Source organism: Xanthomonas sp. NCPPB 2864, from assembly GCF_056675615.1.
The window spans coordinates 410,844-432,182 of the sequence record NZ_JBWWVS010000002.1 but is presented as its reverse complement, the minus strand read 5'-3'; the positions used below and the strand labels follow the sequence as shown (position 1 = coordinate 432,182).

Annotated in this window: 16 protein-coding genes; 2 read left to right on the top strand and 14 right to left on the bottom strand. The window is 66.6% G+C overall.

The window, feature by feature from the left end; genetic code table 11:
* Positions 1–8: 8 nt before the first annotated feature.
* The 6 genes from AC1KVE_RS06780 to AC1KVE_RS06755 all read right to left on the bottom strand — a co-directional run bounded on the left by AC1KVE_RS06780 (position 9) and on the right by AC1KVE_RS06755 (position 8,104).
* On the bottom strand, positions 9–725 hold the full coding sequence (locus AC1KVE_RS06780) for a response regulator (RefSeq protein ID WP_016903095.1): 717 nt from the start codon (positions 723–725) through the stop codon (positions 9–11).
* Positions 715–3,375: a sensor histidine kinase gene (locus AC1KVE_RS06775; protein ID WP_065032075.1), complete on the bottom strand. Its 2,661-nt coding sequence runs from the start codon at positions 3,373–3,375 to the stop codon at positions 715–717. Before AC1KVE_RS06775 ends, AC1KVE_RS06780 begins: the two co-directional genes overlap by 11 nt.
* Positions 3,376–3,464: 89 nt before the next feature.
* Positions 3,465–4,118, bottom strand: a complete 654-nt coding sequence (kdpC, locus tag AC1KVE_RS06770; protein ID WP_481092168.1) for a potassium-transporting ATPase subunit KdpC — start codon at positions 4,116–4,118, stop codon at positions 3,465–3,467.
* Between the two features lie 3 nt (positions 4,119–4,121).
* Positions 4,122–6,170, bottom strand: a complete 2,049-nt coding sequence (gene kdpB, locus AC1KVE_RS06765) for a potassium-transporting ATPase subunit KdpB (protein WP_039515790.1) — start codon at positions 6,168–6,170, stop codon at positions 4,122–4,124.
* Between the two features lie 11 nt (positions 6,171–6,181).
* The gene (gene kdpA, locus AC1KVE_RS06760) at positions 6,182–7,996 is read right to left on the bottom strand and encodes a potassium-transporting ATPase subunit KdpA (RefSeq protein ID WP_184457118.1); all 1,815 of its coding nucleotides are present in this window, start codon (positions 7,994–7,996) and stop codon (positions 6,182–6,184) included.
* A 15-nt stretch (positions 7,997–8,011) separates the two neighbouring features.
* Complete coding sequence (locus AC1KVE_RS06755) at positions 8,012–8,104, bottom strand: potassium-transporting ATPase subunit F (RefSeq protein ID WP_006452907.1); 93 nt, start codon at positions 8,102–8,104, stop codon at positions 8,012–8,014.
* A gap of 1,006 nt (positions 8,105–9,110) precedes the next feature.
* Here AC1KVE_RS06755 and AC1KVE_RS06750 point away from each other — a divergent pair.
* Positions 9,111–9,449, top strand: a complete 339-nt coding sequence (locus tag AC1KVE_RS06750; RefSeq protein ID WP_039509881.1) for a hypothetical protein — start codon at positions 9,111–9,113, stop codon at positions 9,447–9,449.
* A gap of 40 nt (positions 9,450–9,489) precedes the next feature.
* Here AC1KVE_RS06750 and AC1KVE_RS06745 read toward each other — a convergent pair whose 3' ends face one another.
* Entirely contained in the window at positions 9,490–10,416 is a 927-nt protein-coding gene (locus tag AC1KVE_RS06745; protein WP_184457120.1) for a DMT family transporter, read from the bottom strand.
* A complete protein-coding gene (locus AC1KVE_RS06740; RefSeq protein ID WP_184457122.1) occupies positions 10,413–11,204 on the bottom strand; it encodes a PhzF family phenazine biosynthesis protein in 792 nt (263 codons plus the stop codon). Before AC1KVE_RS06740 ends, AC1KVE_RS06745 begins: the two co-directional genes overlap by 4 nt.
* Positions 11,205–11,332: 128 nt before the next feature.
* Between AC1KVE_RS06740 and AC1KVE_RS06735 the strand changes: the two genes are divergently transcribed.
* Positions 11,333–12,742 carry an aminotransferase-like domain-containing protein gene (locus AC1KVE_RS06735; RefSeq protein ID WP_184457124.1) on the top strand — a complete coding sequence of 470 codons (1,410 nt, stop codon included), beginning with the start codon at positions 11,333–11,335 and terminating at the stop codon, positions 12,740–12,742.
* Between the two features lie 603 nt (positions 12,743–13,345).
* On the opposite strand, the gene fghA is transcribed toward AC1KVE_RS06735, so the two are convergent.
* From fghA to AC1KVE_RS06705, 6 genes are all read right to left on the bottom strand, one after another.
* Entirely contained in the window at positions 13,346–14,176 is an 831-nt protein-coding gene (gene fghA / locus AC1KVE_RS06730) for an S-formylglutathione hydrolase (protein WP_104556174.1), read from the bottom strand.
* A gap of 59 nt (positions 14,177–14,235) precedes the next feature.
* Positions 14,236–14,811, bottom strand: coding sequence for an S-(hydroxymethyl)glutathione synthase (gene gfa / locus AC1KVE_RS06725; protein WP_039524052.1), 576 nt, complete (start codon positions 14,809–14,811; stop codon positions 14,236–14,238).
* A 68-nt stretch (positions 14,812–14,879) separates the two neighbouring features.
* Entirely contained in the window at positions 14,880–15,989 is a 1,110-nt protein-coding gene (locus AC1KVE_RS06720) for an S-(hydroxymethyl)glutathione dehydrogenase/class III alcohol dehydrogenase (RefSeq protein WP_054591879.1), read from the bottom strand.
* Between the two features lie 63 nt (positions 15,990–16,052).
* Positions 16,053–16,328, bottom strand: a complete 276-nt coding sequence (gene frmR / locus AC1KVE_RS06715) for a formaldehyde-responsive transcriptional repressor FrmR (RefSeq protein ID WP_016902624.1) — start codon at positions 16,326–16,328, stop codon at positions 16,053–16,055.
* A 275-nt stretch (positions 16,329–16,603) separates the two neighbouring features.
* Positions 16,604–20,182 carry a PAS domain-containing sensor histidine kinase gene (locus tag AC1KVE_RS06710; RefSeq protein ID WP_481092169.1) on the bottom strand — a complete coding sequence of 1,193 codons (3,579 nt, stop codon included), beginning with the start codon at positions 20,180–20,182 and terminating at the stop codon, positions 16,604–16,606.
* A 362-nt stretch (positions 20,183–20,544) separates the two neighbouring features.
* On the bottom strand, positions 20,545–20,889 hold the full coding sequence (locus tag AC1KVE_RS06705; protein WP_481092214.1) for a hypothetical protein: 345 nt from the start codon (positions 20,887–20,889) through the stop codon (positions 20,545–20,547).
* Positions 20,890–21,339: the final 450 nt, after the last annotated feature.

The window sequence follows — 21,339 nt, the reverse complement described above, 5'->3', positions numbered from 1 at the left end:
TGGTCGCCTCAGCGCGTCACCCCGATAAAGCGCAAACCCACGCCCGGTTCGGTGACGATGTAATGCGGGTCGGCGGCATCGTCGTGCAGTTTCTGGCGCAGCTTGCCGACCAGGATGCGCAGGTAATGGGTGTCTTCCTCGTGGGTGGGGCCCCACACCTCGCGCAGCAGTTGCGGCTGGGTGACCACGCGGCCGGCGTGCTTGAGTAGCAGCGCGAGCAGGGCGTATTCCTTGCGGCTCAAGGGCACCGCTTCGCCATCGAGGGTGACCTCGCGCAGGCCCAGGTGGATGTGCAGGCGGCCGTCGTCGAACACGCTCTCTTCCACCGTGCTGCCGGCGCCGGCCTGGCGCAGCAGCGCGCGGATGCGCGCCATCAGTTCCTGCACGCCGAACGGTTTGGTGACGTAGTCGTTGGCGCCGGCATCGAGCGCGGCGACCTTTTCGGTTTCGCCGGCGCGCACGGTGAGCATGATCACCGGCACGTTGGACCACTGGCGGATCTCGCGCAGCACCTCGTGGCCGTCGCGATCGGGCAGGCCGATGTCCAGCACCACCAGTTCGGCGCCCTGCCCGGCCAGCGTGGCCAGGCCTTCCTCGGCGGTGCCGGCCTGCAGCACGCGGTAGCCCTGCGCACGCAGGCTGATGTCGAGAAAGCGGCGGATCTGCGGCTCGTCGTCGACGATCAGCACGCGGGCAGGCGGGATGGCAGTGGGGTCAGTCGGCATCGGGGCGAGGTGGCGCAGCGGGAACGAGCAATGGCAGCGTAATGCGGATCGTGGTGCCGTGACCATCTGCACCAGCCAGCGCCTCCACGCTGCCGCCATGCGCGCCGATCATGCCCTGGCAGATGGTCAGGCCCAGCCCGGTGCCGTGACGGCCGCGGTCGCCACGCTCCACGCTGTAGAACATGTCGAAAATGCGCGCGCGCTCGTCCTCGGGAATGCCGGGACCCTGGTCGCCGATATCGATCTGCAGCGCGCCAGCCTGCAGCCGTGCCTGCACGGTGACGGCCACACCGGCTGGCGAAAATTTTGCCGCATTCTCCAGCACGTTGAAGATGGCCTGTTCCACCAGCGCCGGGTGCACCCAGATCGCCGGCAGGTCGGCGGCCAGATCCAGTTGCAGGCGCACCGCCGGCTGGTAGCGCTGCAGCCGCCGCGTGGCCGAGCCGATCAGCTCGTCCACGCCGATCCAGTCGCGCTTCAAGGTCAGCCCGGTGTGGCCGAGCCGGGTCATGTCGAGCAGGTTCTGGATGTAGCGATCCAGCCGCTCGCCTTCGAGCTGGATAGTGTCGAGCAGGCTGTGGCGGTCCTGCGCGTCCATCGCATCGCCGTAGCTGGCCAGGCTGCTGGCCGAGCCGATCATCGAGGCCAGCGGCGAGCGCAGATCGTGCGAGACCGAGGACAGCAATGCCGAGCGCAGGCGCTCGGTTTCGCCACTGACACGCGCTCCTTCCAGATCGGCGACCAGGCGCGTGCGCAGCGCCGCCTGGCCGATGTCCTCCACCATCGCTTCGGCCAGCCGACGCTCCTCCAGGCCGGGCCGCTGCACGCTCTGACGGAAGCGCAGCGCGGCCACCCCCAGGCTGCCGCGTTCGTGCCGCACCGGCAAGCACCACCACTGCGCACCGGCCAGCGTATCGGTGAAGCGGCCGGCCGGCTGACCGTGGCGCTGGGTCCAGTCCGCCGCGCTGCGATCGAGTGCACCGAAGCTGGCCGGTGCATCGCTTTCGCGCTGCTCCAGACGCAGCCAGGCCTCGGCATCCAGGGCCGTGGTCAGCGCGCGACGGCCGGCTTCCAGCACCTGCCCCAGGTCGGCGGCGGTGCTGAGCTCGCGGGCCAGCGTCTGCAGCGCATTGGCATGCGCATTGGCGGCGCGCAAGGCCAGCACCTGGCTGCGCAGGCGCGAGGCCAGGCGGCCGGCGACCAGGGCAGCGATCAGGAACAGGCACACCGTCACCACGCCCTGGCGCGCGCTGATGTGCAGGGTGAAGCGCGGTTCGATGAAGAAGAAGTTGTAGGCGACAAAACTCAGCAGCGCGGCGATCACCGCGGCAGCCATGCGCGTGCGCGAGGCCACCAGCACCACCGCGACGATGAACACCATCGACAGGTCGTCGATGTCGGTCCAGCGCTGGATCACCCACGCCACCGCGACCGCGGCAGCGGCGGCGATCGCCGCGAAGGCCAGGTCGTAACGCTGCAGCCACTGGCGCGGATTGCGCCAACGCTGGCGTGCGCGTGCGCGCGCATCGGCGGAACTGACGATGACCAGTTCGTAATGCGCGCCACGTTGCAGCAGTTGCTGGGTCAGCGTGCGGTTGAACATGCGCGCCAGCGGGCGTTCGCGCGTGCGCCCCAGCACCAGCGTGGACACGCCGTTTTGCGCGGCGAAATCCAGCAACGCCTCGGCGACGTTGGCGCCGTGCAGCAGCGCGGTATCGCCCCCCAGGCGGCGTGTAAGTGCGAAGGCGCGGTCGATCTCCAGCTGCCAGGCGGCGTCGGCCACGGTGCGCGTCTGCACGGTGACCACCGTCCACGGGGCATCGCGTCGTTCGGACAACCGCCGCGCCACCCGCACCAGATAATCCGAGCTGCCACGCCCATCGATGGCCACCACCACGCGGCGGCGCAAGGCGGCAGTGCCCGGCAAACCGCGTGCGGCCTGGGTGTCGCGCAGGTCGCTGTCGACGCGGTCGGCCGCGGTCTGCATCGCCAGCTCGCGCAGCGCGGTGAGGTTGGAAGGCGAGAAAAACGCCTGCAAGGCCTGTGTCGCCTGCTCGGGCAGATACACCTTGCCCTGCTGCAGGCGCTCGATCAGTTCGCGCGGCGGCAGGTCCACCAGCACGATGTCGCGCAGGCGGTCGAACACCGCATCGGGCACGGTTTCGGACACGCGCACGCCGGTGATGCGCAGCACGATGTCGTTGAGGCTTTCCAGGTGCTGGATGTTGACCGTGGTGTAGACATCGATGCCGGCATCAAGCAGTTCCACGATGTCCTGCCAGCGCCGTTCGTGCCGGCTGCCCGGCACGTTGCGATGGGCCAGCTCGTCGATCAGCGCCAGCTTCGGCTTGCGCGCCAGCAACGCGTCCAGGTCGAGTTCTTCCAGCTCCCGGCCCTGGTAGTTGATACGGGTGCGCGGCAGTAGCGGCAGGCCATCCAGCAGTGCCGCGGTTTCGCTGCGGCCATGGGTTTCCACCACTCCGGCCACCACGTCCATGCCCTGACGCAGGCGCTCGCGCGCCCGCGACAGCATGGCGTAGGTCTTGCCGACCCCGGGCGCCGCGCCCAGAAACACGGTCAGGCGCCCGCCATGTTCGCGCTGCAGTTCGCCGATCAGCGCGTCGGCTTGTTGGGTGCGGGCGTCAATCATGGAGGCCGGGATTGGGGAAGCGGGATTGGGGATTGGGGATTGGGGATTGGGGATTGGGGATTGGTGCAGCCTACCGCGAGCTGACAGCTCTAGTGCTGTTGCTTGGACCCATTCCCGATTCCCGACTCCCCATTCCCAGCGCGATCGAGCGCCAGGTTCAGTGCCAGCACATTCACCCGCGGCTGCCCGAGCAGACCGAACTGTGGCTGTTCGGTGGCGGTCCTTACCAGCGCGGCCACGCGCTGTTCCGGCCAGCCGCGCGCGGCGGCGACCCGGCGCACCTGGACCTGGGCGCCGGCCGGGCTCAGGTGTGGATCCAGGCCACTGCCGGATTGGGTGATCAGCTCGGCGGGGACCGCCTCCGGTGCGATGCCGTCGCGTGCAGCCACCTCGGCGCGCGTGGCGGCGATGCGGCTCTGCAGGTCGGGATTGGAGCGCGCCTGGTTGCTGCCGGCCGCCGCGCTCGGGTCGTACTTGGCCGCCGAGGGGCGTGGCTGGAAATAGCGCGCATTGGCAAACGGCTGCGCCACCAGGGCCGAGCCGACCACACGCGCGTCATCGCGCAGCAACGAGCCATGCGCCTGCTCGGGGAACAGCGCGCCGGTGATGCCGGTGGCGACCAGCGAATAGCTCAAGCCCAGGCCCAGCAGGATGAACAACGCCAGCATCACCGCCCCGCGCAGGGCGCCGTCGTCACGCAACGGCTGCGCCGTGGACGGACCGGCTTTCGAAGAAATCGTCATGACTCAGTTCCCCAAAGTGGCGACAAGCGCCAGGTCGATCAACTTGATCGCGGCAAACGGCAGCAATACGCCACCGACGCCGTACATCAGCATGTTCCGGCGCAGCAGGGCCGTGGCGCTGGACGGGCGAAAGCGCACGCCGCGCAACGCCAGCGGAATCAATGCAGGGATGATCAGCGCATTGAAGATCAACGCCGCCAGCACCGCATGCCGCGGGTTGGACAACTGCATCACGTTGAGCGCGGCCATCGACGGAATCGCCGCCGCAAACAGCGCCGGCAGGATCGCGAAATACTTGGACACGTCGTTGGCCAACGAGAACGTGGTCAACGCACCGCGCGTGATCAGCTGCTGCTTGCCCACTTCGACCACTGCCAGCAGTTTGGCCGGATCCGAATCCAGATCGACCATGTTGCCGGCCTCCTTGGCCGCCTGCGTGCCGGAGTTCATCGCCAGGCCCACGTCGGCCTGGGCAAGCGCCGGCGCATCGTTGGTGCCGTCGCCGACCATCGCCACCAGCCGCCCGCCGGCCTGCTCGGCACGGATGCGGGCCAGCTTGTCTTCCGGGCGCGCCTGGGCGATGTAGTCGTCCACGCCGGCTTCGGCGGCAATCGCGGCGGCCGTAAGCGGGTTGTCGCCGGTGATCATCACCGTCTTGATGCCCATCGCACGCAGCTGCGCGAACTTTTCCTTGATGCCTTGCTTGACCACATCGCTCAGCTCGACCACGCCCAGCACATGCCGGCCTTCGGCCACCACCAGCGGGGTAGCGCCGCCGCGCGCGACTTCTTCGATGCGGCCGTTCAACTCCGGCGACACCGTGGCGCCCTGCGCCTGCACATAGGCCACGATCGCATCGCCGGCACCCTTGCGGATGCTGCGCCCGGCCAGATCCACGCCGGACATGCGGGTCTGCGCGGTGAAGCCGATGAAATGCGCGCCCTCCGGCTCGACCGCCACCGCGCCCTGCTGGCGTGCCAGCTTGACGATAGATTTGCCTTCCGGCGTCGGGTCGGCCAGCGAGGCCAGCATTGCCGCATCGCGCAGCTGCGCACGGTCGATACCGGCCAGCGGATGGAACGCGGTGGCCTGCCGGTCGCCGTAGGTGATGGTGCCGGTCTTGTCGAGCAACAGCACGTCCACGTCGCCGGCCACTTCCACCGCCTTGCCGGATTTGGCCAGCACATTGGCAGACAGCGCGCGGTTCATGCCGGCGATGCCGATCGCCGGCAACAACCCGCCGATGGTGGTCGGGATCAGGCACACCAGCAGCGCGATCAGCAACAGCGGATCCAGCGTAACGCCGACAAAACCCGCAATCGCCGGCAGCGAGGCCACCACGATCAGGAAGGTCAGCGTCATCGCCGCCAGCAACAAGGTGAGCGCGATTTCGTTCGGCGTCTTCTGCCGGTTGGCGCCTTCCACCAAGGCGATCATGCGATCCAGGAAACTATGCCCCGGCTCGGCGGTGACCTTGAACACGATCTCGTCGGAGAGCACGCGCGTTCCGCCGATCACGCCACTGCGATCGGTGCCGGCCTCGCGCAGTACCGGTGCCGATTCGCCGGTGACCGCCGCTTCATTGATCGTTGCAACGCCGCGCACGATCTCGCCATCGGCCGGGACGAATTCGCCTTCGGACACCATCACGTAGTCGCCCGGGCGCAGCTCTGCCGCCGGCACGCGGGTCTCGCGGCCGCCGAGTGCGGTTTCCACCCGGCGGGCGACCAGATCCTTGCGCGCACGGCGCAGCGATGCGGCCTGCCCACGCCCGCGCGCCTCGGCGATGGCCTCGGCGAAATTGCCGAACAGCACGGTGACGAACAGGATCGCCGTCACCGCCCAGCCGAACCCGGCATTGCCATACCCGCTGGCGGTGATCACCGCCGCCAGCAGCGTGCCACCCATCACCACCGCCATCACCGGGCTGCGCAGCAGATGCCGCGGCGCCAACTTGAGGAAGGCCGCGCGCATTGCCGCCACCAGCACGGCGGCGTCGAACAACGCCGCGTCACCGCGCGCGCGTTTTTCAGTCGTATCGATCGTAGACATTGCTCAAACTCTCAGGACGCCGCCAGGGCGAGGTGTTCAGCGATAGGACCCAGCACCAGTGCCGGCATGAACTGCAGCACGGTGAGCACCAGCACGATCGCCATCAGGGTCAGCGCGAAGGTTGGCGTTTCGACATGCAGGCTGCCGGCCGATTCCGGCGCGCGCCGCTTCACTGCCATGCGCGCGGCCACCATCAGCGGCAGGATCAGCGCGGGATAGCGGCCCAATGCCAGCACCGCCGAGCAACTCAGGTTCCACCAGTACGTCGCATCGCCCAGGCCTTCGAAACCCGACCCATTGTTGGCAAAGGCCGAGGTGTACTCGTAGAACACCTGGCTGATGCCGTGGAAGCCGGGATTGGAATTGGCGGTAAATGCCGGCACCGCCAGCGCCACTGCGGTGAAGCCCAGCACCACCAATGGCTGCAGCAGGATCAGCAGCGCAAGCAACTGCACCTCGCGCGCTTCGATCTTGCGGCCGAACAACTCCGGCGTGCGCCCGGTCATCAAACCGGCCAGGAACACGCTCAGCAGCAGATACACCACGAACTGCTGCAGGCCGCAGCCGATGCCGCCCCAGATCGCGTTGATCAGCATGTCCACCAGCGTGACAAGGCCGCTCAACGGCGCCAGCGAATCGTGCATCGCATTGACCGAGCCGTTGGAGGTCTGCGTGGTCAAGGCCGCCCACAACGCAGACGCATCTGCGCCGACACGCACCTCCTTGCCTTCCATCAAGGCAGCCGAGCTGGCGCTGGCCGAATGCGCTTCGGACCACAGCAACAGCGCGGTGGATGCGACCGACATCGTCAGCATGGTGCCGAACACCAGCGCGGTGAGACGCTTGCGCCCGGTCAGATAGCCGACCATAAACACCACGCTCATCGGCAACAGCACCAGCGCCAAGGTCTCCAGCAGGTTGCTCAGCGGCGTGGGATTTTCCAGCGCCACCGAACTGTTGGGGCCGTACCAGCCGCCACCGTTGGTGCCGAGCTGCTTGACCGCGACCATCGCCGCAACCGGCCCGACCGGAATGGTCTGCTTGGACATGCCGGCGCTGCTGTCCAGCGGTGCGGCAGTGGCCGCACCCTGCAGCGTGGAGGGCACGCCCTGCCAGCCGAGCAGCACAGTCCACAGCAGGCACAGCGGCAGCAACACACGCACGCTGGCGCGGATCACATCCGCCCAGTAATTGCCGACGTCTGCCTCCGGCAACGCTTCCAATCCGGCAGCCGACTGTTGCCGCCCCGGGCGCGGCGTGACGATCTCCGGCTCCTCCAGCCCGGCCACCCGTGGCTTGGCGCTGGCCGTCGCATTGGATGCCGGCAAGGCGTCGGACACAGTTGCAACGGCACGCCCACCGAACAATGCGCGCAAGGTCGCCACCGCCAATGCCAGGCCCATCATCGGCGTGACCACCTGCAGGCCGACGATGCCGGTCATCTGCGCCAGATACGACAACTGCGCCTGGCCCGAGTAGTGCTGCTGATTGGTGTTGGTGACGAACGACACCATGGTGTGCAGCGCGGTGTCCCAGCGCATGTTCGGGATGGCGTCCGGGTTGAACGGCAGCCACGCCTGGGTCATGAACACTGCCCAGGTCAGCAGGCCGACAACCAGGTTGCTGAGCAGGAACGCCACTGCATACCCGCGCCACGACATGCCCTGCTGCGGGCGGGTGCCGAGCAACGCATACAACGGCCGTTCGATCCAGCCGAACAGCACGTCGCCACGCATCGGGGCGCCGCGCATCACCGCTGCCAGATAACGGCCCAGGGGCCAGGCCAGCACGATGGCCAGCGCGTAGACAAGGAGAGTTTCAATCATTGGAGCGCACTCGCATCAGAAGTCTTCGGGGCGCAGGACCACGTACAACAGGTACGCGGCGGCAACGAGTACGGCCACGCCGCACAACAGGGACAACCAGGCAGGCATGTCAGCTACTCCCCGAGGCGCGCGCAACGCGGCGCGATGGATGCGAGATGCGGCGGCGCATGCAGCGTCTGCAGGCCGACAAGGCAAAGCGCTGCCGCACCGCGCGCGCAGCGGCGATGGAGCAGACAGGTCAAGGGATGCATCGGAATCGTCCACGGCGGAACCGCTCCGCCAACCTGCGCAGTGTCTGCCCGGGCTGCGTAAAGTCGCTATGGATCTGCGACAGCCGCCGCGTAAATTCCGCATAAATGCTGTGTGGCGACGGTCTGCAGTCACGTCTCCACGCTATGCAGCCGTTTCCGGGCAACTTCGGCCTCTAGTCCCAACTCAGGACGACCAGGTTTTGAGTCAGGACGTTATGAGGTGGTAGCAAAGCCGCGTTGGTCGAGGGCGCGGTGCCCTCACCACTTCCGGGACACGCCGTAGATCCGTCCATGGAGGCTCCTTGGCGGCATTCATGCCGCCAAGGGTCCCGGAACCGGCAAGGTCACCGCACCAGGACGTTCTGAGATTGCTTTATCGAAAGCCTGCTGATTGCTCGGCTCGTCTTGGCAACTGATTGGGCATGCTGCAAACACTGCATGCCACGCCCTGCTCGCCCGTGCACACCGACTATCTGGACTGGTCCTTGCCCGCCCACCGTCGCGGGACCTTACGCGGCATGGATGCCGCGTAAGAGCCTACACGGACGTACTTGCGGCGTGTCCTGCGATGGTGGGCGGGCAAGGGCCCTGCAGTGGAGCCGCAGATCAGCCGCTCTACAACTGATCTAGCCGAGCGACCTCATTCCTAATACACGAGGAGCCAAAATCAGCCGGGATTCCGAGTTGCAGCCTCGTTCACCAGATGCCGTCAAGACCTGGCGGGACGAGCGCACAGCACCCTCTTCGCTCGCGGAACAGGCCGTGACTTCGCACCTGGAGGCTCCCACCTGTCCCCACCTGTCGACGGAGCGATCACCGTCGCTGCACTAACGTACCGGCGTCATCCATCAGAGTCCTTGCACATGCCTGTCAGCTACTCGATCAGCCTGCCCGACCCCAAGCTCGCCCGCGGCGGCGATGCGAGCGTGAGCTTTAGTGCCCATGGTGCCGAGGCCTTTGCCGAACAGTTGCAGGCCGCCTTGCGTGATCCGGCCTGGTTCGATCGCTGGCGCCAGCTGCAGGCCGACCCGGACGCGGTGGACCCCAGCCTGGGCGTGACCGATCCATCGGCCACGGTTACCGGCAAGCAGGGCGACCTGCGTGTGGACCTGGTCGCCACCACCAGCATCCCCGGCGACCTGCTCAAGCAGCGCATGCAGGCCCTGGCCGGGCACCACTGGGAACTGCGCGACGTACGTTGAGTTCCACGGCCGCCGCGTGCACTGCGCGGCGGCACTTTGTTCAGGCCGGTGCGCTGTCTGCCACACGCCGCGGCCAGCGCCATTTCAGATTCACCGCCAGCGTGCCCATCACGATCAGCGCCAGGCCCAGCCACTGCACCGGCACCAATGCGTGGCCGTAGAGCAGATAGTCCAGCAGTAGCGTCACCAGCGGATACACGAACGCCAGCACCGCAATCGTGGCCACATGCAGATGGCGATAGGACGAATAGAACAGCACATAGACGATGCCGCTGTGGATCACGCCCAGGCCCGCCAGCCACAGCCAGTGCAGACCCGGATGCAACGCCGCACTGCTGGAAAACCCGGCCAGCAGGAACGTGCCGACCCAACACTGCACCGTCACCACCGCCAGCGGCCGCTCGCGACTGATACGGCGCGACATCAGCAGCGACGCACCGCATAGCAGCGCCGCCAACAGCGTGAGCGCGATGCCGATCAGATAGCCACGGTCGGCCGCCTGCCACAACCGCGCCGGATTTGCCGAGCAGGCCACGCCGACGAATGCCAGCAACGTCCAGCCCAGATCGGCACGCCGCGTGCGCTCGCCTTGCACCAGCGCGGCCAGCAGCAACATCACGAACGGAAACACGTGGTAGACCATGGTCGCCACGCCGATCGACGAGCGCGCCATGCCGGCGAACAACGCCACCCAATTCAACACCAGCAGCACACCGCTGACGATGGCATCGCGCAACAGCGCACGCTCGCGCCATAGCCCTCGTAGCTGTCCACCGACCAAGCCGCATACGGTAAGAAACAGCGCCCCGAACAGGCAACGATAGAACACCGCCGTCACCGGATCCTGCCCGCTTTCGTGGACGAACACGCCGACCGAACCGATCAGGACTTCGGCAACCAACAATTGCCAGACCGCCCGTCGCCCAGCGCCGGCCGATACTGCATGCACAGATAAAGAAGTGTTCATAGCGCAATGGTTCCCTGCAGATACTGGACAGCGCTGCCGCGCACGTAGACATGCCGCGGCTCGACCCGGCACTGCAGTTCGCCGCCACGCGCGGAGGCCTGCAGCGCGGTGAGCTGCGTCTTGCCCAGCCGCTGCGCCCACAACGGCGCAAGCGCGGCATGAATCGATCCGGTAACCGGATCTTCGCTACCGCCGTTGCAGGGCCAGAAGTAGCGAGAAACAAAATCATGCTCAAGGCCTGGCGCGGTGACCGCCACATCGCGCGGCGCCAGTGCCAGCATCCGGCCCAGATCCGGCGTCACCGCACGCACCTGTGCTTGGTCGGCGTAGACGGCGATATACGCCTGCGCGTTCGCATAGACAGCTTGGGGCGCGATCGATAACGACTCAGACAACGCGTGCGGCACCACTTGCAGCAGCGACGGCTCATGGTTGGGAAAGCGCAGCTCGAAGCTGCGCTCATCCATCCTGGAAACGCCGATCTCACCGACAGCCGGCGCACGCAAGCGTAGTGGAAACGCCGCCAGCTGGTGCGTCGCGATCACGAACGCGCTGGCCAAGGTCGCATGCCCGCAGAAGCCGACCTCCTTGAGCGGAGAAAACCAGCGGATGTCGAACACCCCGCTGTCGTCGCGAACGAAGAAGGCGGTCTCCGAAAGATTGTGTTCGCTGGCGATGGCCTGCATCACCGGCTCCGGCAACCAGGCCTGCAATGGCACCACGGCTGCCGGATTGCCCTTGAAACGCAGCGTGGTGAACGCATCGACGATAAACACAGGAAGCAGCACGGCCAACCTCACAGAGGGGAAGATACCCGGGGTACTCACCGGGCACGGCCAGTCTGCAACGTGCTACCCGACCATCACAGATTCAGATACGCTGCAAATTGACCAATACAGATGGAAGGCGTCCGCAAATGCTGCTGTACGAATCGCTGGCCACGCAGCTGCGGCAGCAGATCGACGGCGGCACCTTGCGTGCCGGCGAGCGCCTGCCCTCGATCCGGCAACTGGCCGCCAACCATGGCATCAGCACCGCCACCGCCGTGCAGGCCTGCCTGCAACTGGAACGCGAGGGGCGCGTGCAAGCGCGCCCGCGCTCGGGCTACTTTGTGCGCAGCGCGGCGCCTGCATTGCCGGCCGCCGCACCCGTCACACGTCGGCGCAAACCGAGCATGGTCGACAACCCGGCCTTGCAGCGCGTACTCGACACCTTGGCGCGCACCGACCTGGTGCCGCTGCACACTGCCACCCCCGCGCCTGCGTTATTGCCCACCTCGCAACTGGCCGCAGCCCTGTCGCGGCAGCTGCGTCGCCAGCGCACGGCGGCGCTGGATTACGCACCGCCGCAAGGGCACGCCGCACTGCGCCGTCAGATCGCACAACGTTATGCACACTGCGCAACCACCGTCGACGCAGAAGAGGTGGTGATCACCGCCGGCGCGATGGAGGCGATCAGCCTGGCGCTGCGCACGCTCACCGCACCAGGCGATGTGGTGCTGGTGGAAACGCCCACGTATCACGGCATCCTGCAGGCGGTGGCGGCACTGCGCCTGAAGGTGCTGGAGGTACCCAACCGTCCCGGCCAGGGTATCGATGTCGCGCGTCTGGATACGCTGTTGCAGCGCACGCCGGTGCGTGCGGCAGTGCTGATTCCCAACTTCAACAATCCAAGCGGCAGCCTCACGCCCGACAGCGCCAAGCGCGCATTGCTCGACAGCTGCGCACGCCATGGCACCGTGGTGATCGAAGACGATATCTACGGCGAACTGGATTGGTCGGGCCAACGTCCACGTCCGCTGCGCCATTTCGATGCCCGTGCCAACGTGATCACCTGCGGCTCGTTCTCCAAGGTGCTCTCGCCCGGCCTGCGGGTGGGGTGGTTGCTGGGTGGCGACTGGACCGACGCCCTGGTGCGCGCCAAGTACTTTTCCACCGTCGGCAGCGCCAGCCTGCCGCAACTGGCACTGGCCGACTACCTGGCGCAACACGATCTGGAACGGCACCTGCGCAAGCTACGCCGCACCCTGGCCGACAACGGGCAGCGGCTGCGCGATGCCATCGTGCGGCATTGGCCGGAAGGCACGCGCGTGGGCGACCCGGCAGGCGGGTTATCGCTATGGCTGCAATTGCCCGACGGCGGTAGCGGCCAGGCCGTGTTCGAGGCCGCGCTGGCAGAACGTATAGGCACCTCGCCCGGTCATCTGTACTCCAGCCGTGGCGACTACGCAGACCACCTGCGGCTGACCTGCGGCCAGCCATGGAGCGACACGCTGGAGCGCGCGATGCGCCGATTGGGCAAGCTTGCGGCGCAGGTAGTGCATTAGCCGTTCTTGGTTTGTGGCAATGGCTATAGCCGACAAGATAATGATGTGACGCAGCTGGTCGACGCAGACTTCAGATGCGAAAAGGCTGCTTGCGCGCCTTACCAGGAAGTTTGCAGGGCGTTGTGTTGAAGCCTGCCTGTTGAATGCGCTGTATTGAAAAGCTGACAGGACGCCGTTATCCAAACAACGGCACGCCATGCTCTGCTTGCACCAGCGCACCGACCATCTCGCCTGGTCCTTGCCCGCCCACCATCGCGGGACCTTACGCGGCATGGATGCCGCGTAAGAGCCTACAGGGACGCACTTGCGGCGTGTCCCGCGACGGTGGGCGGGCAAGGGCTCTGCAGCCACGCCGCAGATCGGCTGCTCTACAAGCCCACCTGCCTGCTCCACCAGCTTTGCTCGTCACCTCATCCGCCAGTGAGCCCGTACCCTCATCCGCCCCTGAGGGGCACCTTCTCCGATAGGAGAAGGGAGGTCGATTCGACGCCTTGCTCAAGCCGCGGCCCACGCAACACGGCAGCGCGGCAATGCAAGGTAAGGCAATGCCCACTACCATCCACCATCGCATACCACGCATCTACCGCGCACTCGACCAGCCGATCAACCACGCAACGCCGCGGCGTGGTGCGCGATGTGTTCGCCGATAAAGCTGGCGATGAAGTAATAGCTGTGGTCGTAACCGGGCTGCAGCCGCACCGTGACCGGATAACCGGCGGCCTTGGCGGCCTGTTCAAACAGCGACGTCTTCAGCTGGTTCTCGAGGAATTCGTCGCCATCGCCCTGATCGATCAACAGCGGCAGGCGCTCTTGTGCCTGTGCGATCAACGCGGTGGCGTCGTACGCTTGCCACGCTGCGCGGTCCGCCCCCAGATACTGGCCGAATGCCTTCTCGCCCCATGGCACCTGGCTGGGCGCGACGATCGGCGAGAATGCCGACACGCTGCGATAGCGGCCCGGATTCTTCAACGCGATGGTCAAGGCGCCATGGCCACCCATCGAGTGGCCGCTGATCGCGCGCGCACCGGTGGTGGCGAACTGCGCTTCGATCAATGCCGGCAATTCGTTCACCACATAGTCGTACATGCGGTAATGCGCCGCCCACGGCTGCTCGGTGGCATCGACATAGAAGCCGGCGCCCTTGCCGATGTCGTAGCCATCCGCGTCGGCCACATCGTCGCCACGCGGGCTGGTGTCGGGCGCGACGAGGATCACGCCATGCTCGGCCGCATACCGCTGCGCGCCGGCCTTGCTGATGAAGTTCTGTTCGGTGCAGGTCAGCCCGCTCAGCCAGTACAGCACCGGTAACGGGCCATCGGCGGCCTGCGGGGGCAGATAGACGCCGACCTGCATGCTGCAGTTCAAGCTCTGCGACTGATGCCGGTAGACGTCTTGCCAGCCGCCGAAGCAGGCGTGGTGTTCGATACGTTCCATGAGATTCCTTCGATAAAAAACCCGCGGCCGGCACGAGCGCCGGCCGCGGGGTTGGACGGTCAGTGCAGCAAACCTTTCTTGCGTGCCACATTGGCGGCCAGCGCATCCATCAATCCCGGCGACAGGCAGTCGTACGGGGTCAGCCCGAGCTCGTTGAGACGCGCACGCACGCCGTCCATGTCCGCCGGCGGCGTGCCGGTTTCGATGATGGAGGACACGAACGCCGCAAAGCCCGGCGGCGACCAGCCTGACTGCTGCGACAACTCGGTATGGATGAAGTCCAGACCGTAAAACGCGTGCCCCTTGTCTTCGATGCGACCGAACATATGCACGCCGCAGCCGGTGCACGCATGCCGCTGGATCGCCGCGCTTTCGTCGACGACCTTGAGCTTTTCCGCATGCGCGGTCACCGTGACCTTGTCGCGCGGCACCACCGCAATCACTGAAAACGTTGCTCCTTCCGGCTTCCAGCATTTACTGCAGCCGCAGGCGTGGTTGTGCGCGGTCTGCGCAGCCACGTCCACGGTCACCTTGTCGCTGGCGCAGTGGCATTCAAGGGTTCCGCCCTGAAAGCTCTCCGCACCGCCACGCGCTATACCACTGTCTACCGAAGGATGAATCGAGACGCTGGTCATCATGCCCCTCCCGGAGTATCGGGTACCACGTGCGCGGAAGCGGCCGCGCGCCGCTCCTGGCCGTACGGTCAGAAATGGATCACGGTGCGGATCGACTTGCCTTCGTGCATCAGGTGGAAGGCCTCGTTGATCTCTTCCAGCGGCATGGTGTGGGTGATGAACGGATCGAGATCGATCTCGCCGTTCATCGATTGCTCCACCATGCCCGGCAACTGGGTCCGTCCCTTGACGCCGCCGAAGGCCGACCCGCGCCATACGCGGCCGGTCACCAGCTGGAACGGACGGGTGCTGATTTCCTGGCCGGCGCCGGCCACGCCGATGATGACGCTCTCGCCCCAGCCCTTGTGGCAACACTCCAGCGCCGAACGCATCACGTTGACGTTGCCGATGCACTCGAAGCTGAAGTCCACGCCGCCATCGGTCAGCTCGACGATGACCTCCTGGATCGGCTTGTCGTAGTCCTTGGGGTTGATGCAATCGGTGGCGCCCATGCTGCGCGCCAGATCGAACTTACCCGGGTTGGTGTCGATGGCCAGGATGCGCCCGGCCTTGGCCTGCACCGCGCCCTGGATCACCGCCAGCCCGATGCCGCCCAGGCCGAACACCGCCACGCTTTCGCCCGGCTTGACCTTGGCGGTGTTGTGCACCGCGCCGATGCCGGTGGTGACGCCGCAACCGAGCAGGCAGACCTTTTCCAGCGGCGCTTCCGGGTTCACCACGGCCAGCGAGATCTCCGGCACCACGGTGTACTCGCTGAAGGTGCTGCAGCCCATGTAGTGGTAGATCGGCTCGCCGTTGTAGGAGAAGCGCGTGGTGCCGTCGGGCATCAGGCCCTTGCCCTGGGTGGCGCGCACGGCCTGGCACAGGTTGGTCTTGCCCGACAGGCAGAACTTGCACTTGCGGCATTCGGCGGTGTACAGCGGGATCACGTGGTCGCCGACCTTGACGCTGGTGACGCCCTCGCCGACCTGCTCGACGATGCCGCCGCCCTCGTGGCCCAGCACGGACGGGAAGATGCCCTCCGGGTCGTCGCCGGACAGCGTGAACGCGTCGGTGTGGCACACACCGGTGTGGGTGATGCGGACCAGCACTTCGCCAGCCTGTGGCGGTGCGACGTCGATCTCGACGATTTCCAGCGGCTTGCCGGGTCCGAATGCAACTGCTGCACGGGATTTCATGTGGTGGCGCTCCTGACGATGGGGTTCAAGGACGGGCACGGCAGGCGCCGGCCCGGTGGGAGTTCATTTGAGATAGGACCGGACCAGCCCGAGCAGCTCCTGCACCCGCTCGGCGCGCTGCGCGTCGGAAGCGGCGGCGTGGCCGAAGTCCTCGCGGATATGCGCTTCGAGCACCTGCGACATCAGTCCATTGACGGCACCCCGGATTGCGGCGATCTGCTGCAGCACAGGCGCACAGTCTGCGCCCGCCTCCAGCGCGCGCTCAAGCGCGTCGCATTGCCCGCGCAGACGTCGCACGCGTGCTAGCGCCCGCTTTTTTTCCTGCGGCGAATGCGGCATGACGGCTCCGGCCAGATACTGGGGGGCAGTATATGGATTCGCCCGAAAAAATCCACGCCCATGAGCATGTCGGCGCAAAGAGGCTGCTGACGGTTGTGGACTGGATCGGAGTCCAGCTGCGACACCACCACGCCAGCCATGGCGTTGAAGGTCCATCCAGGCGTCCGCAGCTCCTCGCCCCTTGCTGCTGCACGGCGGCGGATTCGGCCCGCCGGCCGCCGCCGCCGCACTGCAGCACGCCATTGGCGGGCATGTGCAGGCGCAACACGCGCCCGTCAGCTGTCGTCGCTGTCCAGACGCATGCTCTGCGATACCGGCAGCTCGATGGTGCAGCGCACGCCGTCCGGCCCCAGCGCGTAGGTCGTCTCGGCCTGCAGCTGGTACGGCAACGCGCGTTCGATCAGCTCGCGCCCATAGCCGGAGCCCTGCGCCGCTTCGCCAGGCGCCGGCATATGCACACCGGTCTCGCTCCACTCGATATGCAGGCGGGTGCCCTTGGCGGTACCCAGCAGGCGCCAGCGCACCCGCAACTGGCCGCCGGCCTGTGCAAGTGCGCCGTACTTGTTGGCATTGGTCGCCAGCTCATGCAGGGCCAGCGCAAAGGTCTGCACGGTGCTGGAGCGCAGACGCACGCCGGCGGGGCCGTCCAGTGTCACGCGGTCGCCTTGGCCTTGCGCATCGATCGCGCCCATGGCCGACAGCTCGACCCGGATCAATTCGTCGAACAGGATACGATCGCCCTCGTTCAGGCGCGACAGCAGGCCCTGCACGCGCGCCAGGGCATCCAGGCGATCGTTGTAGATCAGCGCCAGCTCGGCGATGGTCTTGCTGCTGCGCTGCGTGCGATTGAAGACCACACGCACCACACCCATCAAATTACGCGTGCGGTGCTGCAGCTCGGCCAGCAACACCTGCTGGCGATCTTCCCACTGCCGTCGTCGGGTCACGTCCTGGCCGATCTTGAGATAGCCCAGCGGCTCGGCGCTGCCATTGCGCAGCGGCCGCGTTGCGCCTTCGATGAAGACGTGCCGGCCATCCTTGCACTGATGCCAGCGCACATTCGGCGCGCCGCCGGTGTAATGCGCCTGCTCGATCTCGCGCTGCGGCACGCCGGTCAGGCGATCTTCGGCAACGAAGGTCATCGCGATGTGTTGGCCGATCGCCTCTTCCGCGGTCCAGCCGAACACAGCCTCCGCTCCCGGTGGCCAGGTCTGGATGTGTCCGCGCGTATCGGTGGTAAAGATTGCGTAGTCGAGCGCGCTCTCCAGAATCACCCGGTAGCGCTCCTCGCTTTCGAGCAGCGCGCCCTGTGCACGCGCACGCTCCAGCGCTGCCCAGGTGCGCTCGGCGGTTTCCTCTGCCAGAAGGATCTCGGCGGCATTCCAGTTGCGTGCGCTGCGTTGATTGACCACGAAGGTCGCCACCAGCCGGCCGTCCCTGATCAGCGGCACCACGATCAGCGCAGCGATCTGGTTGCCCAGATAGGCCGCGCGCTGATCGTCGGGCAATGCAGGATCGGTGGCGGCATCGCGCACCACCCAGGTCTGCGCGTCGAGCAGCCAGGGCATCGGCCAGTCGGTCAACGCGAAACGACGTGCATGACTGGTTTCATCGGGCTGATGCCAGTCGCGCTCGACCACGTACTGCTGCGCCCTGGCATCCACCTCGACGTAGTAGGCGCGGCCGACGGCCAGATGCTCGCCCAGCACGCGCGCGGCCTCGCCCTGGATCGCAGCCGGATCGGACAGCGGCCGCAGCGCGTCGGAGAGTTTCAGCAGGAAGGCATTGCGGTCCTGCACCTCGCGCAGCGCCGCTTCTGTGAGCTTGCGGTCGGTGATGTCGAGCACGAACTCGAAGCCGGTGCCGTCGGGCAAGCGCTTGGACGCAAACAGGGCCCAGCGCCGGGTTCCGTCCTTGCACAGGTATTGGCGCTCATACGGTGTGGCGCTGCCCTTGGTCCTGAGTTCCTCGAACGCCCGCTCGCACAGGTCCCTGGCTTCGGGTGGGGTCAGCGCCTGCCAGGAGAGCGTGCCCGCTTCCACGTCGGCACGGCTGTAGCCGCTCATTTTCAGGAAGGTGTCGTTGGCATCGGTGAGGCGGCCGCCCATGTCGAAGTAGGTCGCACCGACGGTTTCGATCGTCAATGCGGTGCGGAAGCGTTCTTCGCTGGCACGCAGCCGCGCGTCGGCGCGTTTCTTGTCGGAGATGTCGCGGAAGTACACCGACATGCCGCCATCGTTGGTGGGATAGATGCTGATATCCACCCAGTACCCCAATGCCGGCGACAAGGCTTCCAGTCTGACCACCTGGCGTGTCTGTGCCGCGCGCACATGCGCCTGATACGGAAGCGACCCGATCGAGTCGGGAAACTGCTCCCACAGCAGGTTTCCCAGCAGTTGGTCGCGTGCACGCCCCCACAGCAGTTCGGCTTTCTGATTGATGTAGGTGAAGCGCCCCTGCGCGTCGACGCCATAGAAGGCATCGGAAATACTTTCGAGGATGTCGCGATTGCGCTCGGCAAGCGCGCCCACTTCCGTCTGCACCTGGCGCTGCACCGTGACGTCCTGCACCACCGCAACGCCACCGGTCACACGGTCCTCTTCGCGCAGCGCCACCGCGGTGATGCGCAACCAGCGCTGCGCAGTGTCACGGGGATCGAGGAAATCCACCGGCATGGTCGCATCTTCGCCACGCAGCGCACGGGCGCAGGGAAATTCCTGGATCGCAACCGCCCGCCCCTGCTGGTCGACCCCGGCCCACGGTTGCTCCTGCAATGACTCGCGCGAGGGCACCCGCTCTGCCAGCTGCTCACGCAGTTGTGGATTACGGTAGGTGAAGCGGCCTTGCGTATCGAACAGGCCGATTCCGATCGGAACCTGATCGAGCACATAGGTCAGCCGCGCCTCGCTCTCGCGCAGATGTTCCTCGGCCTGCTTGCGCGCGGTAACGTCGGCGCCGGCACCGAACCACTCGGTGATGCGCCCGTCCGCATCCAGTGCCGGTACCGCCTTGGTCGCCATCCACGCAATGCTGCCATCGGCGCGTCGCACCCGGTGCTCGAACACGATCGCGCTGCGCGCGCGGATCCCTGCATCGATCCTGCTCCGCACCAGCGCCTGATCCTCTGCAGGGATGTAATCCATGATCCAGGAACGGCTGGTCGCCATCGCATCGGCAGTGCGTGCGCCGGCGGTCAGCTGGTGCATCTCGTCCCAGTCGGCGCTCATGCGGTAATGCACCTCGGAACTTGCCGCCGACAGCGCGGCCAGCCGCGACTCGCTCATGCGCAAGGCCAGCTCGCCGCGATGGCGCTCGATGTAGTCGGCAGCCGTCCATGCGAGCAGTTCGAGCAATCTGAGTTCGTGCTCCGCAGGCCGATACGGCACCGTGAATTGGGTCCCGAGCAATCCCAGCAGGCCACCGGCACGATTGAACAACGGAGTGAACTGGGCAGCACGGATGCCGCTGCACAGCGCGGCCTCGTAATCGGGCGTTCCCTTCAACGGGGTGAAGGTTTCGATGTCCTCGATCACCAACTGCCGACGTTCGCGCCGCACGGTGTCGCAGGTCGCCTGGAAGCCGTCCTTCAGGAACTGCTGGACGAATGCGCTGCGTTCGTCATGTCCGCGATAGACACGCAGCTCCATCTCGCTGTTGTGTGCACTGACCAGTTGCACGCAGCCGCAGTCGGTACGCGCGAAGGCACAGGCAAGCGCGGTGATCTCCTGCAGCGCGATGCGCGCATCGGCCTGTGCCGCCAGGCTCACCTGTAGTGCATGCAGGCGACGCATGCCGGAAAGCTCGTCCCGCAGCGCCGCGTTGTCCTGCATGGTGTCGTCGGGCACGGCACTCATCGTGGCCGGCTCTTGCCTGCGCGCATCGTCGTCGATCATTCGTACCGGGTGAGCCCACACAGTGGGCAATCGATGGCGAAGAGCTTGTCAGTAGCGTGCTCGACACTGCCGAGTGTCGTCGAGTGCCTGGCGTACGGATAGGACCCGGCTGAAGCATCACGGAGGGAAATCGCTTCAGTCGGCCTCGCGACTGCCTGGCGATTGTCAGAGGATCCAGGTAAAGGCCGCCAAGCGCGGCCAGTGTCCGCTTCGTCCGGATCCAGCAATGCATCGTGCAGGGCGACCGCCGCTCCTGCGCAACTCACTCCAGCTGCAGCGTCGCCGCCAGCAGCTGGAACCGACGGGCGGCGTGATCAGCACGATCAGCCATGCCGCGGCGGTGGCGCGAAACCTTCGGCCTCCAGGCATTGCGACAGCGCGGGCGGAGGCGGGCCAAGGGGCGGCGCGTCAGGCGCAGGCAACGCGATGCCTTGCGCGGTGGCACAGGCCTGCAACGCGGCGTCGAAGTCGGGATCGTGGGGTGGCGGACCATGTGGTTCGCCAGGCCCGTGCGGGCGATCTGGCGCCGGGCCGTCGCGCCAGGGCCCGCCGGGCAACGGCGTTGGCCGCCGCACGCCGTTGCTGGCCAGACAGCGCTCAAACGCACTGCGGTCCATGCCCTGCGTGGGCGCATCGGGATGCGGCGTGGCCGCAGCTGGCGGGGGCAAGGCCACTCCCTGCTCTTGAGCACAGGCCTGCATCGCGGCCAGATCGCTCGCACTCGGTGGCGGTGGTGGTGGCGGACCACGCTGTGCCTGTGGTGGCGCGGGCGGCGGCGGTGGCCCGCCGGAAGGCGCGCCGCAGAAACTGGCGCAGCCGCCCAGGCCAAGCACTGCGAGCAATGCACTGATGGCAACGGCTGTGGAACGTGTCTGGACCATCGTCAATCTCCCTGGCTGGATGGCGCATGCGCTTACCGCACGCACATGGCAATGGCGGGCTGTACCCGCTTGGTCAGGGAGAGCGTTGCATCGCGATATGTCGTGCATTTGCCGCTGCGCGCCGATCGCTGGCGTGCGCCGTCATGCAGCGTGCAAGACCTGGGACCACGCCAGCACCGTGCTGCATCCAACACGCAGGGCTTTGTCAGAGCGGTGACCCGGCCAAGCCAGGGGCTA